This window comes from Pseudomonas mosselii, from assembly GCF_003205295.1.
GTDB lineage: Bacteria > Pseudomonadota > Gammaproteobacteria > Pseudomonadales > Pseudomonadaceae > Aquipseudomonas > Aquipseudomonas mosselii_B.
In genome coordinates, this window is sequence record NZ_QJRP01000033.1 from 1 (window position 1) to 16,326 (window position 16,326).

Annotated in this window: 17 protein-coding genes; 15 read left to right on the forward strand and 2 right to left on the reverse strand. The window is 65.4% G+C overall.

Annotated features, from left to right (window positions below; all coding sequences use genetic code 11):
* Positions 1-223 precede the first annotated feature (223 nt).
* The 7 genes from DMX06_RS21795 to murB are packed head-to-tail and all read left to right on the forward strand — an operon-like array spanning position 224 to position 4,755.
* Positions 224-859, forward strand: coding sequence for a MotA/TolQ/ExbB proton channel family protein (locus tag DMX06_RS21795; protein ID WP_138221286.1), 636 nt, complete (start codon positions 224-226; stop codon positions 857-859).
* Positions 856-1,290, forward strand: coding sequence for an ExbD/TolR family protein (locus DMX06_RS21800; protein WP_110739307.1), 435 nt, complete (start codon positions 856-858; stop codon positions 1,288-1,290). Before DMX06_RS21795 ends, DMX06_RS21800 begins: the two co-directional genes overlap by 4 nt.
* On the forward strand, positions 1,290-2,294 hold the full coding sequence (lpxK, locus tag DMX06_RS21805; protein ID WP_110739308.1) for a tetraacyldisaccharide 4'-kinase: 1,005 nt from the start codon (positions 1,290-1,292) through the stop codon (positions 2,292-2,294). Before DMX06_RS21800 ends, lpxK begins: the two co-directional genes overlap by 1 nt.
* A 34-nt stretch (positions 2,295-2,328) precedes the next feature.
* On the forward strand, positions 2,329-2,514 hold the full coding sequence (locus DMX06_RS21810) for a Trm112 family protein (RefSeq protein WP_011532874.1): 186 nt from the start codon (positions 2,329-2,331) through the stop codon (positions 2,512-2,514).
* On the forward strand, positions 2,511-3,275 hold the full coding sequence (gene kdsB, locus DMX06_RS21815; protein ID WP_110739309.1) for a 3-deoxy-manno-octulosonate cytidylyltransferase: 765 nt from the start codon (positions 2,511-2,513) through the stop codon (positions 3,273-3,275). Before DMX06_RS21810 ends, kdsB begins: the two co-directional genes overlap by 4 nt.
* Complete coding sequence (locus tag DMX06_RS21820; RefSeq protein WP_110739310.1) at positions 3,275-3,739, forward strand: low molecular weight protein-tyrosine-phosphatase; 465 nt, start codon at positions 3,275-3,277, stop codon at positions 3,737-3,739. The genes kdsB and DMX06_RS21820 overlap by 1 nt, the downstream gene beginning before the upstream one ends.
* Positions 3,736-4,755 carry a UDP-N-acetylmuramate dehydrogenase gene (gene murB / locus DMX06_RS21825; RefSeq protein ID WP_110739311.1) on the forward strand — a complete coding sequence of 340 codons (1,020 nt, stop codon included), beginning with the start codon at positions 3,736-3,738 and terminating at the stop codon, positions 4,753-4,755. Before DMX06_RS21820 ends, murB begins: the two co-directional genes overlap by 4 nt.
* A 215-nt stretch (positions 4,756-4,970) precedes the next feature.
* Here the strand turns inward: murB and rne are convergent, their stop codons facing one another.
* Positions 4,971-8,192, reverse strand: coding sequence for a ribonuclease E (rne, locus tag DMX06_RS21830; protein ID WP_110739312.1), 3,222 nt, complete (start codon positions 8,190-8,192; stop codon positions 4,971-4,973).
* Between the two features lie 796 nt (positions 8,193-8,988).
* Between rne and rluC the strand changes: the two genes are divergently transcribed.
* Genes rluC through DMX06_RS21850 form a run of 3 tightly spaced genes read left to right on the forward strand, consistent with a single transcriptional unit; the run spans position 8,989 to position 11,615 of the window.
* Positions 8,989-9,942 carry a 23S rRNA pseudouridine(955/2504/2580) synthase RluC gene (rluC, locus tag DMX06_RS21840; RefSeq protein WP_110739313.1) on the forward strand — a complete coding sequence of 318 codons (954 nt, stop codon included), beginning with the start codon at positions 8,989-8,991 and terminating at the stop codon, positions 9,940-9,942.
* A gap of 3 nt (positions 9,943-9,945) precedes the next feature.
* Entirely contained in the window at positions 9,946-10,626 is a 681-nt protein-coding gene (locus tag DMX06_RS21845; protein ID WP_110739314.1) for an HAD family hydrolase, read from the forward strand.
* Positions 10,627-10,628: 2 nt separating this feature from the next.
* Positions 10,629-11,615: a S49 family peptidase gene (locus DMX06_RS21850; protein WP_110739315.1), complete on the forward strand. Its 987-nt coding sequence runs from the start codon at positions 10,629-10,631 to the stop codon at positions 11,613-11,615.
* A gap of 247 nt (positions 11,616-11,862) precedes the next feature.
* Here DMX06_RS21850 and DMX06_RS21855 read toward each other — a convergent pair whose 3' ends face one another.
* Positions 11,863-12,441, reverse strand: a complete 579-nt coding sequence (locus DMX06_RS21855; protein WP_110739316.1) for a Maf family protein — start codon at positions 12,439-12,441, stop codon at positions 11,863-11,865.
* Between the two features lie 96 nt (positions 12,442-12,537).
* Here DMX06_RS21855 and DMX06_RS21860 point away from each other — a divergent pair, with 96 nt between their 5' ends.
* From DMX06_RS21860 to fabG, 5 genes are all read left to right on the forward strand, one after another.
* Positions 12,538-13,065, forward strand: a complete 528-nt coding sequence (locus DMX06_RS21860) for a YceD family protein (RefSeq protein WP_023630499.1) — start codon at positions 12,538-12,540, stop codon at positions 13,063-13,065.
* Between the two features lie 13 nt (positions 13,066-13,078).
* On the forward strand, positions 13,079-13,261 hold the full coding sequence (rpmF, locus tag DMX06_RS21865) for a 50S ribosomal protein L32 (protein WP_028690987.1): 183 nt from the start codon (positions 13,079-13,081) through the stop codon (positions 13,259-13,261).
* A gap of 3 nt (positions 13,262-13,264) precedes the next feature.
* A complete protein-coding gene (gene plsX / locus DMX06_RS21870; RefSeq protein WP_110739317.1) occupies positions 13,265-14,275 on the forward strand; it encodes a phosphate acyltransferase PlsX in 1,011 nt (336 codons plus the stop codon).
* A gap of 252 nt (positions 14,276-14,527) precedes the next feature.
* Positions 14,528-15,466: an ACP S-malonyltransferase gene (gene fabD, locus DMX06_RS21875; protein WP_110739318.1), complete on the forward strand. Its 939-nt coding sequence runs from the start codon at positions 14,528-14,530 to the stop codon at positions 15,464-15,466.
* Positions 15,467-15,482: 16 nt separating this feature from the next.
* Positions 15,483-16,223 (forward strand): 3-oxoacyl-ACP reductase FabG, encoded by a 741-nt coding sequence (gene fabG, locus DMX06_RS21880; protein WP_023630496.1) that lies wholly within the window; start codon positions 15,483-15,485, stop codon positions 16,221-16,223.
* Positions 16,224-16,326: the final 103 nt, after the last annotated feature.

Consider the following 16,326-nt stretch of genomic DNA (forward strand, 5'->3'; position numbering starts at 1 on the left):
CTCCATCGAGGATTGAGCCGGGGGCGCTTTGCGCCCCTTTCGCGACGCAAGGCCGCTCCCACAGGGATCGCGCAGTCCTGTGGGAGCGGCCTTATGTCGCGAAAGGGCTGCAAAGCAGCCCCGGGGCTCGCCAGGTCAACACAGGAATTCCCTGACCTCCGGCAGATGAGCCCCAGGCGGTCCTATGGTAGAGTGGCGGCCTTTTTCCGAGGGGATGCTAACTGTGTGGGAATTGGTCAAGTCCGGTGGCTGGATGATGCTGCCGATCATCCTGAGCTCCATCGTCGCCATGGCGATCGTCGTCGAGCGCCTGTGGACCCTGCGCGCCAGCCGTGTCACCCCGCCGCACCTGCTGGGCCAGGTGTGGATGTGGATCAAGGACAAACAACTCACCAGTGACAAGCTCAAGGCCCTGCGCGCCGACTCGCCGCTGGGCGAGATCCTTGCCGCGGGCCTGGCCAACTCGCGCCACGGCCGCGAGATCATGAAGGAGTGCATCGAGGAGGCCGCCTCGCGGGTCATCCACGAGCTGGAACGTTACATCAGCACCCTCGGCACCATCGCCGCCATGGCCCCGCTGCTGGGCCTGCTGGGCACCGTGCTGGGCATGATCGACATCTTCAGCGCCTTCATGGGCTCGCAGATGACCGCCAACGCTGCCGTCCTGGCCGGGGGTATCTCCAAGGCCCTGGTCACCACCGCGGCCGGCCTGATGGTCGGTATCCCGGCGGTGTTCTTCCACCGCTTCCTGCTTCGCCGCATCGACGAACTGGTGGTGGGCATGGAGCAGGAGGCGATCAAGCTGGTGGAAGTGCTGCAGGGCGACCGCGAAGTGGAAGTGGCCGGAGGCAAGGCGTGAAGTTCCGGCGCAATCGCCAGCGCGAGAACGTCGATATCAACCTGGCGTCGTTGATCGACGTGGTGTTCGTGCTGCTGCTGTTCTTCGTGGTCACCACCACCTTCACCCGCGAGACCCAGTTGCGCGTCGAGCTGCCCGAGGCCAGCAGCGCCGAGCAGCCACCGGCCGACCAGGGCAAGCTGGTGGAGATCTCCATCAGCGCCGACGGCGTGTACTCGGTGAACAACCACCTGCTGCCCAAGAGCGACCTGGACACCCTGACCGAGGCGATCGAAAAGGAGTCCGGCGGTGACATCACCCTGCCGCTGGCCATCAGCGCCGACGGCAAGACCCCGCACCAGGCTGTGATCACTGCAATGGACGCGGCCGGCAAGCTCGGCTTCAGCAAGTTGCGCATGACCACCGTCGAGGCCGCGCAGGGCAAGCCCTGATGGCCTTCGCCGACCGTCTGCTCGCCGCCTGGTACGCCGGGCACCCGGCACTTGCCGTATTGCGCCCGCTGGAGGCGCTGTACCGGCGCGTGGTGACGCGCAAGCGCGCGCGCTTCCTCAGTGGTGAAAGCCCCAGCTACCGTGCCCCGGTGCCGGTGATCGTGGTGGGCAACATCACCGTCGGCGGTACCGGCAAGACGCCGATGATCCTCTGGCTGATCGAGCACTGCCGCCGGCAGGGGCTCAAGGTCGGCGTGGTCAGCCGTGGCTATGGCGCCAAGCCGCCGCACTATCCCTGGCGTGTCCAGGCTGACCAGCCTGCGCCACAGGCCGGCGACGAGCCCTTGCTGATCGTCCAGCGCACCGGCGTGCCGCTGGTGATCGACCCTGACCGTTCCCGCGCCGTGCAGGCCTTGCTGGCCAGCGACGCGCCCGACCTGATCCTGTGCGACGACGGCATGCAGCATTACCGCCTGGCCCGTGACCTGGAGCTGGTGCTGATCGACGCCGCCCGTGGCCTGGGCAATCGCCACTGCCTGCCCGCTGGCCCGTTGCGTGAACCGGCCGAGCGGCTGGGCGAGGCGGACGCTGTGCTGTTCAACGGCGCCGAGGCTGATCGCGACGATGGCTTTGCCTTCCGCCTGCAACCGTCAGCGCTGATCAACTTGCGCAGCGGCGAGCGCCGCGACCTTGACCTGTTCCCGGCTGGCCAGGCGCTGCACGCCGTGGCCGGCATCGGCAATCCGCAACGTTTCTTCAACACCCTGCTGGGGCTACACTGGCAGCCGGTGCCGCACCCTTTCGCCGACCATGCGCCCTACAGCCGTGAAGTGCTGTCGTTCAGCCCACCGCTGCCTCTGGTGATGACCGAGAAGGATGCGGTGAAATGCCGGCCCTTCGCCGCCGACGACTGGTGGTACCTGGCGGTCGACGCCGTGCCGACGCCCGCCTTCAGCGCCTGGTTCGACGCCCAGCTCGACCGCCTGCTGTCCGGCCGCCCCTGAGCCTTTTTTCATTTTCCGTCGCAAGGACACCTCCATGGACACCAAACTGCTCGATATCCTGGCCTGCCCGATCACCAAGGGCCCGCTCAAGCTCAGCGCCGACAAGACCGAGCTGATCAGCAAGGGCGCGGGCCTGGCCTATCCGATCCGCGACGGCATCCCGGTGATGCTGGAAAGCGAGGCACGCACCCTGACCGACGAAGAGCGCCTGGACAAATGAGCCTGGACTTCACCGTGGTGATCCCCGCCCGGCTGCGCTCCACGCGCCTGCCGGGCAAGCCGTTGCTGCCGATCGCCGGCAAGCCGATGGTCCAGCATGTGTGGGAGCAGGCGCGCAGGAGCGGCGCCAGTCGTGTGGTCATCGCCACCGACGACACCAGCATCGTCGAGGCCTGCCGGGCGTTCGGTGCCGAAGTGCTGCTGACCCGCGCCGACCACGAGTCGGGCACCGATCGCCTGGCCGAGGTGGCTGCCCAGCTGGGCCTGGCCGCCGATGCCATCGTGGTCAACGTGCAGGGCGACGAGCCGCTGATTCCACCGGTGATCATCGACCAGGTGGCGGCCAACCTGGCGGCGCACCCGGAAGCCGGCATCGCCACCCTGGCCGAGCCGATCCACGCGCCAGAAACCATCTTCAATCCCAATGCGGTCAAGGTGGTCAGCGACAAACATGGCCTGGCCCTGACCTTCAGCCGCGCCCCGCTGCCCTGGGCGCGTGATGCCTTTGCCAAGGATCGTGAGCAGTTGCCGGAGGGCGTGCCTTATCGCCGTCACATCGGCATGTACGCCTACCGCGTGGGTTTCCTCCAGGACTTCGTCGCCTGGGGCCCGTGCTGGCTCGAACAGACCGAGTCGCTGGAGCAGCTGCGCGCCCTGTGGCACGGCGTGCGCATCCATGTCGCCGACGCCATCGAGGCACCGGCCGTGGGCGTGGACACCCCTGAAGACCTGGAGCGCGTACGGCGCTTGCTGGAGGCCTGATGCGCGTCTTGTTCGTCTGCCTCGGCAATATCTGCCGCTCGCCGACCGCCGAAGGCGTGCTGCGCCACCAGCTCGAGGCCGCAGGCCTGGGTGATGTGGTGCAGGTGGCCTCCGCCGGCACCGGCGACTGGCATGTCGGCAAGGCGCCCGACAGCCGTACCTGCAAGGCCGCCCTGGCCCGTGGCTACGACCTGTCGCGCCAGCGCGCCCAGCAGGTCAAGGCGGCGCATTTTGCCGAGTACGACCTGGTCCTGGCCATGGACAAGAGCAACCTGGGCAACCTGCAGGCCCTGCGCCCGCACAACGCCAAGGGCGAGCTCGACCTGTTCCTGCGCCGCTATGGCGCGGCCCTGGACGAAGTGCCGGATCCTTACTACGGCGGCGCCGAAGGCTTCGAGCAGGTCTTGGACCTGATCGAGGCGGCCTGCCGCGAGTTGGTCGTGGAAATCAAGGGGCGGTTATGACGGCGTACTGGCAGGAGCGCGTGTCGCTCAAGCCCTACAACACCTTCGGCATCGATGTCAGTGCCCGCTACTTCACCCAGGCCCATGACGACGACGAAGTCCGCCAGGCCCTGGCCCAGGCCGCCGAGCGGCAGGTGCCGGTGCTGGTGATTGGCGGCGGCAGCAACCTGCTGCTGTCCCGCGATGTCGAGGCCCTGGTGCTGCACATTGCCAGCCGTGGCCGACGCCTGCTCAGCGACGACGGCGAGCGGGTGGTGGTGGAGGCCGAGGCCGGCGAGCCCTGGCACCCCTTCGTGCAGTGGAGCCTGGGGCAGGGCTTGTGCGGGCTGGAAAACCTCAGCCTGATCCCCGGCACCGTGGGCGCCGCGCCAATGCAGAACGTCGGTGCCTATGGCGTGGAGATCAAGGATGTGTTCGCCGGCTTGACCGCGCTGGACCGCGAGACCGGCGAGCTGCGGGACTTCTCGCTGGAGGACTGCGCGTTCGGTTATCGCGACAGCCTGTTCAAGCGCAACCCCGGGCGCTGGCTGATTGTGCGCGTGCGCTTTGCCTTGAACCGCACCTTGCAGGCGCATCTGGACTACGGCCCGGTGCGTCAGCGCCTGGCGGAGCAGGGCGTCGAGCAGCCGACCGCGCAGGCGATCAGCGATGCGATCTGCAGTATCCGTCGGGAAAAGCTGCCGGATCCGGCTGAGCTGGGTAACGCCGGGAGCTTCTTCAAGAACCCCGTGGTGCCCGCTGCGTTGGCCGAGCGTATCCGTGCCGGGCATCCTGGCGTGGTGGCCTATCCCCAGGCTGATGGCCAGGTGAAGCTGGCGGCCGGCTGGTTGATCGAGCAGGCGGGGTGGAAAGGCTATCGCGATGGCGATGCCGGGGTGCACCGCTTGCAGTCGCTGGTGCTGGTGAACTACGGCCAGGCGAGCGGGGCGCAGTTGCATGCGCTGGCGCGGCGTATCCAGGCGGATATCCTCGAGCGCTTCGGGGTCGAGCTGGAGATGGAGCCAAACTTGTACTGATCAGGCGGCCGGCGCGCAACCTGTGGGAGCGGCTTTAGCCGCGAAGCAAGCGACGCGGTGGATGGCACCGGCTTCGCCGGTGTTCGCGGCTAAAGCCGCTCCCACAGGGCCCTGCTAAATCTATAGGTTATGAGTAAGGTCGGTGTCATCCGCACCGACAAAGAAAAAGCCCCGCCAGTTCGCACTGGCGGGGCTTTTTCATTCAGCCGAGGCTATCAACCGTGATGAGGCTTGTGCTCATCAGCGGTTTCCAGGGCTTCGGCCGGGGCGGCGGCGGCCAGGGCAGCAGCGGCTGCTTCGGCTTCACGCTTGCGGCGACGCACTTCACGCGGGTCGTTCGGCGCACGGCCGTTCGGCAGCATGATGGTGGACGGCTCGACCGGCGCTTCTTCGGCAACCACGGCTGGCGCAGGCTCGGCCACCGGGGCTTCGACCACTTCAGGCTGGGCTTCGACGGCTTCGACCACCGGAGCCGTCTGCTCGGCGACTGGCGCCTGGGCTTCGACCACTTCGGCAACCGGTGCCTTCTCGATCTCGCCCGCTTCCACCACTGGGGCTTCCACGACCGCTGCAGGCTCGACAACTGCCTCGACAACGGCGGTCGGCTGCTCGATGGCGGCTTCTTCAACCACAGGCTGCGGCGCCACTTCTACGACAGGCTCGATGCTCGGCTCGGCGGCGACCACTGGCTCGCTGACAGGCTGCTCGACCACCGGGGCGATTGCGACCTGCTCAGCCACGACTTCGGTGATTTCCACCTGGGTCTCGGCGACAGCGGCGCTGGCGCGTTCGGCCTGCTGGTTGGCTTCGGCCTCGGCGTCGGCGCTGATGTTGCTGGTGGCAACGGCAGCGATGACGGCAGTGCCGGCTGCCAGTTCGGCGCCCAGCTCGGTGGCCTGGTGCTGTTGTGGCTGCTCTTCGCCGGCGTCTTCGTCGCCGCCGTCGATCAGCTCGCCATTGGCGTTGCGCTGGCGCTCACGACGGTTGCTGCGACGACGCTGGCCACGGGAACGGCGGCGTGGACGCTCGCCATCGGCGCCTTCCTGCTCGTCCTGCAGCAGCTCTTCGTTCGGCAGTTGCTCCTCGGCGAGCTCCACGGCCTGTTCGGCGGCCTGCACCTCAGGGCGCAGTTGGCGCTCTTCGCGTGGGGCGCGTTCCTCACGTGGCGCACGCTCTTCACGAGGGGCGCGTTCTTCACGCGGTGCACGCTCTTCGCGTGGGGCGCGTTCTTCACGCGGTGCACGCTCTTCGCGAGGAGCGCGTTCTTCACGCGGTGCGCGCTCTTCGCGAGGAGCGCGTTCTTCACGCGGTGCACGCTCTTCGCGTGGGGCGCGCTCTTCACGGGCTACGCGTTCTTCGCGTGGTGCACGCTCTTCACGCGGGGCGCGTTCTTCGCGGGCGACCGGTGCGGCGTCCAGCGGCTCGCGCAGTTCGCGCACGCGCTCTTCGCGGTTGCCACGGCGGTCTTCACGCGGCTGTCGTGGTTGACGCTCTTCACGTGGCGCACGTTCTTCACGCGGGGCACGCTCTTCGCGGGGCTGACGCTCTTCACGCGGGGCGCGCTCGCCGCGCTCTTCGCGTGGCTTGCGGTCTTCCTCGCGACGGCCGTTGCGGTTGCGGCTCTGCTGGCGACCGTTGCGACGTTCTTCGTTGCGTGGCGAACGTTCGGCGGCCGGTTTCTCGGTAGCGGCCGGGGCGGCGACAGGCTCTTCCTTGCCGGCGAACAGGCTGACCAGCGACTTGACCAGGCCCTTGAACAGGCTTGGCTCGGCGACGGTTGGTGCGGAGACCGGCGTGGCGGCGACTGGCTGCTCTTCAGGGGTGGCCGGAACCGGGGCGTTGGCGCGGGCCGGCGCGGTCTTGACCGCGGCTTCCTGGCGCACCAGGGTGCGGGTGGCGGTCGGCTGCGGCGCTTCTTCGGTCTCGGTCGAGGCGATCTCGTAGCTGGACTGGTTGTTCAGCACGTCCGGATTGTCGTCGCGCAGGCGCTGGACTTCGAAGTGCGGGGTTTCCAGGTGATCGTTCGGCAGGATGATGATGCGTGCGCGAGTGCGCAGTTCGATCTTGGTGATCGAGTTGCGTTTCTCGTTGAGCAGGAAGGCGGCCACCGGGATCGGTACCTGGGCGCGCACTTCGGCGGTGCGGTCCTTCAGCGCTTCTTCCTCGATCAGGCGCAGGATCGCCAGCGACAGCGACTCGACGTCACGGATGATGCCGGTGCCGGAGCAGCGCGGGCAGACGATGCCGCTGCTTTCGCCCAGCGATGGACGCAGGCGTTGACGGGACATTTCCAGCAGGCCGAAGCGCGAGATGCGGCCTACCTGTACGCGGGCACGGTCGGCCTCGAGGCATTCACGTACGCGTTCTTCGACGGCACGCTGGTTCTTGGCCGGGGTCATGTCGATGAAGTCGATGACGATCAGGCCGCCGATATCACGCAGGCGCAGTTGGCGGGCGATCTCTTCGGCCGCTTCCAGGTTGGTCTGCAGGGCGGTTTCTTCGATGTCGCTGCCTTTGGTGGCGCGCGCCGAGTTGATGTCGATGGACACCAGGGCTTCGGTCGGGTCGATGACGATCGAGCCGCCGGACGGCAGGTCGACCACGCGCTGGAAGGCGGTTTCGATCTGGCTTTCGATCTGGAAGCGGTTGAACAGCGGCACGCTGTCTTCGTATAGCTTGACCTTGCTGGCGTACTGCGGCATCACCTGGCGGATGAAGGTCAGGGCTTCTTCCTGGGCGTCGATGCTGTCGATCAGCACTTCGCCGATGTCCTGGCGCAGGTAGTCGCGGATGGCGCGGATGATGACGTTGCTTTCCTGGTAGATCAGGAACGGCGCGGCGCGGTCTTGCGAGGCTTCCTTGATGGCGGTCCACAGCTGCAGCAGGTAGTCGAGGTCCCACTGCATTTCTTCGCTGCTGCGGCCCAGACCCGCGGTGCGCACGATCAGGCCCATGTCGCCCGGAACGGTCAGGCCGTTCAGCGCTTCGCGCAATTCGTTGCGCTCTTCGCCTTCGATGCGGCGGGAGATGCCGCCGGCGCGCGGGTTGTTGGGCATCAGCACCAGGTAACGGCCAGCCAGGCTGATGAAGGTGGTCAGGGCGGCGCCTTTGTTGCCGCGCTCTTCCTTCTCGACCTGGACGATGACTTCCTGGCCTTCGCTCAGGACTTCCTTGATGTTGACCCGGCCTTCAGGGGCTTTCTTGAAGTATTCGCGGGAGATTTCCTTCAGCGGCAGGAAGCCGTGACGGTCGGAGCCGAAGTCGACGAAGGCGGCTTCGAGGCTGGGCTCGATCCGGGTGATCTTGCCTTTGTAGATGTTGGCCTTTTTCTGCTCACGGGCGCCGGACTCGATGTCCAGGTCGTAGAGACGTTGGCCGTCCACCAGGGCTACACGCAACTCTTCGGGCTGAGTTGCGTTAATCAGCATTCTTTTCATGTTGTACCGTCGGTTTCCGGGCTGCCGGAAACGGCGTGCGGCACACACGACTTCTCAGGGTCGGTGCCAAGGTGCGCAAAGGGTGGCGGGCCACCCCCGTGTCTGGCGACGTTCGGCACCAGCCGGTTGCCCAGCCTGCCGTTGTCGCGACGACGCGTCCTGTTTTGCGGTGCCAAAAGACCAGTCGAGCTTTTCGAAGGTTATCCGAATCAATCGAGCGGGCCTGGTGCACTCAGTCAGGAGGAGGAATCAACCGGTCGTCCGTGGACGCCACGAAGGCGTCTGTTCAGGACCTTGTCCGCTCATCGCCCGTTGAGTGGGGCGCTGGGGCGGGTTCGGTGCCACACGGTCCGAGGGCTGTACATCTCCACCCTGCACGTATCCCTTGAAAATTCGGTGCTGCCGCGCGCTGAATCCGCAACGGGTTGCATTTTTCGCCAGCCCGGTTCCGGGCTGGCGCCATAACATATCCAAGGCAGGTATTTCCGAAGCATTCGCCCGAATGCGCGGAAACGACGGTGGCGGGCAGAGGTACGGCGAAAAGAATCGGGTAAGCAGGTGAAACACCGCACTTGTCGTTTTTTTTCGGTCTTCTCTACACAGCGCTGGTGGCGATTCCAGGCATTTAGTTAAACTGGCGAACGCTCCGTAGGACGGCCTCGCGTCCTCGGGAATTGCGATGGTCAGGGCCGGCGTAGAGCCTGGTGCCGCTGGCCTGCCGCTTTTGGCGGCGTTCGCGACTATAGCAGCAATGATTAAGTGCTTCAATTCCATAAAAAATTGTTATGATCCCGCCATGACGACCAATACCCCCCCGACTTCCGGCGTTCAGCTGATCGAAGTCCCGCCGGAGCTTGCCGGCCAGCGCATCGACAATTTCCTCATCACGGCCCTCAAGGGCGTGCCCAAGACCTTAGTCTACCGCATCCTGCGCAAGGGTGAGGTGCGGGTCAACAAGGGCCGGATCAAGCCTGAGTACAAGCTGCAGGCCGGCGATATCGTGCGGGTGCCGCCGGTGCGCCTGCCCGAACGCGACGAGCCGGCGCCTGTGGCCCAGGGGCTGCTGCAGCGCCTGGAGGCCGCCATTGTCTACGAGGACAAGGCGCTGATCGTGATGAACAAGCCGGCCGGCATCGCCGTGCACGGCGGCAGCGGCCTGAGCTTCGGCGTGATCGAGGCGCTGCGCCAGCTGCGCCCGGACGCCAAGGAGCTTGAGCTGGTGCATCGCCTGGACCGCGACACCTCGGGCCTTTTGATGATCGCCAAGAAGCGCAGCATGCTGCGCCACCTGCACGCCGCCCTGCGCGGCGATGGTGTGGACAAGCGCTACATGGCGCTGGTGCGCGGCCATTGGCCGACCTCGAAGAAGCAGGTCAACGCGCCGTTGCAGAAGAGCAACCTGCGTTCCGGCGAGCGCATGGTCGAGGTCAGCGACGAGGGCAAGGACGCGCTGACGATGTTCCGTGTGCTGCGTCGTTTCGGTGAATTTGCCACCATCGTCGAGGCGCGGCCGATCACCGGGCGTACCCACCAGATCCGCGTGCATACCTTGCATGCCGGGCACATGATCGCTGGCGACAGCAAGTACGGCGACGAAGACTTCAGTCGCGAGATCCGCGAGCTGGGCGGCAAGCGTCTGTTCCTGCACGCCTACCAGCTCACCGTGCCGCTGCCCGACGGGGGCGAGCTCAAGCTCGAGGCGCCGGTAGACGAGATGTGGGCCAAGACCATCGAGCGGCTGGCGTCCTGAGCCATGAATAAAAGCTATGACCTGCTGATCTTCGACTGGGATGGCACCCTGGCCGACTCTATCGGACGCATCGTCGAGGCCATGAACGTGGCGGCCGGGCGCGCCGGCGAGGCGGCCAGCAGCGACGAGGCGATCAAGGGCATCATCGGCCTGGCGTTGGGGGAGGCGATCTCCACCCTGTACCCGCGCCTCGATGCGCTTCAGGTGGAGGCGTTCCGTCAGCACTACGCCGACGTCTACATGGCGCTGGACCAGCAGCCGTCGCCGCTGTTCGATGGCGTGGTCGAGTCGCTGGAAGCGTTCCGTGCCGAGGGGTATCGTCTGGCGGTGGCCACTGGCAAGGCGCGGCGCGGCCTGGACCGGGTGCTCAAGGCCAATGGCTGGGAAGGCTATTTCGATATCACCCGGGCGGCCGACGAAACCCGTGGCAAGCCGCATCCGCTGATGCTCGAAGAGATTCTCGCCCATTGCCGGGTCGAACCCGGACGGGCGTTGATGGTCGGAGATTCGGCGTTCGACCTGCAGATGGCCAGCAATGCCGGCATGCATTCGGTGGCGGTGGGCTACGGCGCCATGTCGCTGCAGGCCCTGGCCGAATTCGGCCCGCAAGTGTGCATCGAGCACTTTTCCCAGTTGCGCGAATGGCTGGCAGGGCCTTCGCAGATCAATTTCCAAGGTAGGTGAGCATGACTGACGAATGGAAGGCGCCCGAGCCCGAAGAGTCCGGCGAGGAGCGCAAGAGCTGGAAGCTGCTGGAGAAGACCCTGCTGGCCGGTGTCCAGGAGCAGCGTCGGGCGCGGCGCTGGGGGATCTTCTTCAAGCTGCTGACCTTCGTTTACCTGTTCGGCATCCTGTTCCTGTTCACGCCCTTGATGGATGTGGACAAGGCGGCCTCGCGCAGCGGCAACCATACCGCGCTGGTCGAGGTGCGCGGAGTGATTGCCGACCAGGAGTCGGCAAGTGCCGACAACATCGTCAAGAGTCTGCGCGAAGCGTTCAAGGACTCGAAGACCAAAGCCGTGGTCATGCGCATCAACAGCCCGGGCGGCAGTCCGGTGCAGGCGGGTTACGTGTATGACGAGATCCGTCGCCTGCGCGCCGAGTATCCGGCCATCAAGCTGTATGCGGTGATCGCCGACCTGGGGGCGTCCGGTGCCTACTACATCGCCAGTGCCGCCGATGAGATCTATGCCGACAAGGCCAGCCTGGTCGGCTCCATCGGTGTCACCGCGGCCGGTTATGGTTTCGTCGGGACCATGGACAAGCTGGGGGTGGAGCGTCGCACCTACACCGCTGGCGAGCACAAGGCGTTCCTTGATCCGTTCTCGCCGCAGAAACCCGAGGAGACTGCGTTCTGGCAGGGTGTGCTGGACACCACCCATCGCCAGTTTATCGCCATGGTCAAGCAGGGGCGGGGTGAGCGATTGAAGGACAAGGAGCATCCGGAGCTGTTCAGCGGGCTGATCTGGTCCGGTGAGCAGGCCAAGGCGCTGGGGCTGGTGGATGGGCTGGGCAGTGCCAGCTATGTCGCCCGCGATATCGTGGGCGAGAAGGAGTTGGTGGACTTCACTGTGCAGGAGTCGCCGTTCGATCGCTTCTCCAAGCGCATCGGTGCCAGCGTGGCTGAGCGGCTGGCGCTGTACATGGGCTTCCAGGGGCCTTCGCTGCGTTGAGCTGAAGTCGGCGTGGCATTCATCGCGGGGCAAGCCCGGGACTTTCAAGGTGTTGATAATTGGCGCCCGGCTTGAGCTTGCCGGGGCTGCTTTGCAGCCCTTTCGCGACACAAGGCCGCTCCTACAGAAGAGCGCGATCCCCTGTAGGAGCGGCCTTGTGTCGCGAAAGGGTCGCAAGGCGACCCCAGCAATCTTGAATTGGAGCGGTTAAATCCCAAAAAACGCAAAACCTCGAGAGTGCTGATCCTCAAGGCACCTGCACGCCTTCCTTGTGCAGCATGTCCACCAGTCTAATCAGCGGCAGCCCGATCAGGCTCGTGGCATCGCAGCCATGGGTGCTCTGGAACAGGCTGACCCCCAACCCCTCCGCCTTGAAGCTGCCGGCGCAGTCCAGTGGCTGCTCGGTCGTCACGTAGCGCTCCACGCGCTCCCGATCCAGCTCGCGCATCGTAACGGTAAACGGCACGCAATCGACCTGGCAGTGGCCGGTGGCGGTGTTCAGCAGTGCCAGTCCGGTGAGGAAGGTGACCTGCTGCCCGCTGGCCTCCAGCAACTGCTCGCAGGCGCGTTCGAAGGTGTGGGGCTTGCCGAGGATCTGCTCGCCCAGCACCGCCACCTGGTCGGAGCCGATGATCAGGTGGTCGGGGTGGCTGGCGGCCAGGGCTTCGGCCTTCTGTCGGGCCAGGCGGCGGACCAGCTCGACGGCGGGTTCGCCATCGAGGCGCCGTTCGTCAAGGTCGGGGCTCGCCCAGGTGAAGGGCAGGCGCAGGCGGGTGAGCAGTTCGCGGCGGTACGCAGAGCTGGAAGCCAGTAACAAGGGAAGCATGGTAGACTCCTGGGCAATTACCCCGAATTCTAACATGCGAGATGGCACCTAATTTCCTTTGACAGGGAGGGGGTGCATCCCTAGAATGCTGCGCCTATGTTGAATGACCCGATTCCACCTCACGTTGACCCGCGCAAATTGGCTGATCGTGGCGTAACCCTCGAAGGTTCGCTGCAACTCGCTGATTTGGAAAGACTCTGCGACCCGCTTTCCGACAATGTCGGTACGGTGCAGGCGAAGTTCGATTTTGAACGAGATGAACAGCACGTGGTGGTTATCCACAGCGCGCTGGATGTCGAAGTCAAGATGGTTTGCCAGCGTTGTCTTGAGCTGGTCACCCTGCCGATCCACAGCGAATGCACATACGCCGTGGTGAAGGAGGGTGCGAACACCCAGTCGTTGCCGAAAGGCTATGACGTGCTGGAACTGGGCGAAGATCCTTTGGATCTGCAGGCGTTGGTCGAGGAAGAGCTTCTGCTCGCCCTGCCGATCGTGCCTGCTCATCATCCGGAAGAATGCCAGCAGCCGGCGGGACTCGATGAGCCCGAGCCGAGCAAGGACGAGGTATCGCGGTCCAACCCGTTCAGTGTATTGGCGCAGTTAAAGCGTGACCCAAACGTTTAGGAGTTAATCAATTATGGCTGTTCAGCAGAACAAAAAATCCCGCTCTGCCCGTGACATGCGCCGTTCGCACGACGCCCTGTCGGCAGAAGCTCTGTCGGTAGAGAAGAGCACCGGTGAAGTACACCTGCGTCACCACGTATCGCCAGAAGGCGTATACCGTGGTCGCAAAGTGATCGACAAGGGCGCCGACGAGTAATCCTTGTCCGCTCAGATCATCGCGATCGACGCAATGGGCGGGGACTTCGGTCCCCGCAACATTGTCCAGGCTAGCATTGCCTGCCTTTCGGCTACCCCCTCGCTGCACCTGACCCTCGTCGGTCAACCCTCCCTCCTTGAAGATCTCGTCAGCGGCCTTGCGGCTGCGGATCGCGCGCGCCTGCAGATTGTCGCGGCCAGCGAGGTGATCGGCATGGACGAGCGGCCATCGCAGGCGTTGCGGGGCAAGCCGGACTCGTCGATGCGCGTCGCCCTCGAACTGGTGCGTGATGGCAAGGCCCAGGCCTGCGTGAGTGCCGGCAACACAGGTGCGCTCATGGCGCTGTCGCGCTTAGTGCTCAAGACCCTGCCCGGTATCGATCGCCCGGCGATGGTGGCGGCGATCCCGACCCAGGCAGGCTACTGTCAGTTGCTCGACCTCGGCGCCAATGTCGATTGCAGCGCGGAAAACCTCTACCAGTTCGCCGTGATGGGCTCGGTGGCCGCCCAGGCCCTGGGCGTGCATCGGCCACGGGTGGCACTGCTCAATATCGGCACCGAGGACATCAAGGGCAACCAGCAGGTCAAGCTGGCCGCCAGTCTGCTGCAGGGCGCCCGGGGCCTGAACTACATCGGCTTCGTCGAGGGTGACGGGCTGTACCGTGGCGAGGCGGATGTGGTGGTGTGCGACGGTTTCGTCGGCAATATCCTGCTCAAGTCCAGCGAAGGACTGGCGACCATGATCGGTGCGCGCATCGAGGCGTTGTTCCGTGGCGGGCTGCTGGCGCGGGCGGCGGGTGCCATGGCGATGCCGCTGCTCAAGCGCCTGCAGGCCGACCTGGCGCCGGCGCGACACAATGGCGCAAGCTTCCTGGGGTTGCAGGGCATCGTCATCAAGAGCCACGGCTCGGCGGGCGTGCAGGGGTTGCAGAGTGCGATCCAGCGGGCGCTGATCGAGATCCAGGAGAACCTGCCACAACGCCTGCACGGGCGTCTGGAGGACTTGCTGCCGTAGCCTGCGCCGGCCTCTTCGCGGGTAAACCCGCTCCCACAGGTGCCCTGCAACCTTCAGGCCTGTGGCAATCCTGTGGGAGCGGGTTTACCCGCGAAAGGGCCGGCACAGACAAGCAAAGACCTTAGGCATATCGCCGATGAAGTGCTTAAATGTGACCGCTTGGTCTGTGTATCCATCCAAGCTTTCAGATTGCGCGCCCGGCCCACGGCCCGGCGCACCCTATCCGACGACAAGATCATAAGGGCTTGTTCAATGTCTGCATCCCTCGCATTCGTCTTTCCTGGTCAAGGTTCCCAGTCGCTGGGCATGCTCAAAGAGCTGGGCGCCGAAAAACCGGTAATCGTCGAGACCTTCAAGGAAGCGTCCGAGGCCTTGGGCTACGACCTGTGGAAGCTGGTCCAGGAAGGCCCGGAAGAACAACTCAACCAGACCGACAAGACCCAGCCGGCCATTTTGACCGCCTCGATCGCCCTGTGGCGCCTGTGGCTGGAAGAGGGTGGCGCGCAGCCTGCCTACGTCTCCGGTCACAGCCTGGGTGAATACAGCGCCCTGGTCGCCGCCGGCAGCCTGTCGCTGAAGGACGCCGTGCGCCTGGTCGAGCGTCGCGGTCAGCTGATGCAGGAGGCCGTGCCCGCCGGTCACGGCGCCATGGCCGCGATCCTCGGCCTGGACGACGCGGTCGTGGTCGAAATCTGCGCCAGGGCCGCCGAAGACCAGGTGGTCAGTGCGGTGAACTTCAACTCGCCGGGCCAGGTGGTGATCGCCGGCAACAAGGCGGCGGTGGATCGCGCCATGGAGCTGTGCAAAGAGGCCGGTGCCAAGCGCGCCCTGCCGCTTGCGGTCAGCGTGCCGTCGCACTGCGCGCTGATGAAGCCGGCCGCCGAGCGTTTCGCCGAGTCGGTCAACGCCATCGAATGGAAGGCCCCGCAGATCCCGGTGGTGCAGAACGTCACCGCCGCCATCGCCGCCGACCTCGATGCACTCAAGCACGATCTGCTGGCACAGCTGTACCAGCCGGTGCGCTGGGTAGAATGCGTGCAGGCCCTGGCCGAGCGCGGTGCGGTGAACCTGGTCGAATGCGGCCCGGGCAAGGTCCTGGCCGGCCTGAACAAGCGTTGCGCCGACGGCGTGACCACCTACAACCTCAACACCCCAGACGCCGTCGCCGCCACCCGTGCGGCGCTGGCCTGAATTCGGAGAAGCTTGCATGAGCCTGCAAGGTAAAGTTGCACTGGTCACCGGCGCCAGCCGTGGTATTGGCCAGGCCATCGCCCTCGAGCTGGGCCGCCAGGGTGCGACCGTGATCGGTACCGCCACCACCGCTTCCGGCGCCGAGCGCATTGCCGCCACCCTGAAAGAGCATGGCATCAATGGCACCGGCCTTGAGCTGAACGTCACCAGCGCCGAGTCCGTGGACGCGGTGCTGGGTGCCATCGGCGAGCAGTTCGGCGCACCGGCCATCCTGGTCAACAACGCCGGCATCACCCGCGACAATCTGATGCTGCGGATGAAGGACGACGAGTGGTTCGACGTGATCGACACCAACCTCAACAGCCTCTACCGTCTGTCCAAGGGCGTGCTGCGCGGCATGACCAAGGCCCGCTGGGGTCGTATCATCAGCATCGGCTCGGTGGTGGGTGCCATGGGCAACGCCGGCCAGGCCAACTACGCCGCCGCCAAGGCTGGCCTGGAGGGCTTCAGCCGTGCCCTGGCCCGTGAAGTGGGCTCGCGTGGCATCACCGTCAATTCGGTGACCCCGGGGTTCATCGACACCGACATGACCCGCGAGCTGCCCGAAGCGCAGCGCGAGGCCCTGCAGAAAGAGATTCCGCTGGGCCGCCTGGGCCAGGCCGAGGAGATCGCGAAAGTGGTTTCCTTCCTGGCTTCCGACGGCGCAGCCTATGTCACCGGCGCCACCGTGCCGGTGAACGGCGGGATGTACATGTAAAAACCGCAACTCAATGTGACGGATTGCTTCAAAAAAGAGTCATACTGCGAGCCTAAAATCCGTTATAAAGCTGCAACCAGATTCCGGGCAGAGGGCCCGGTGG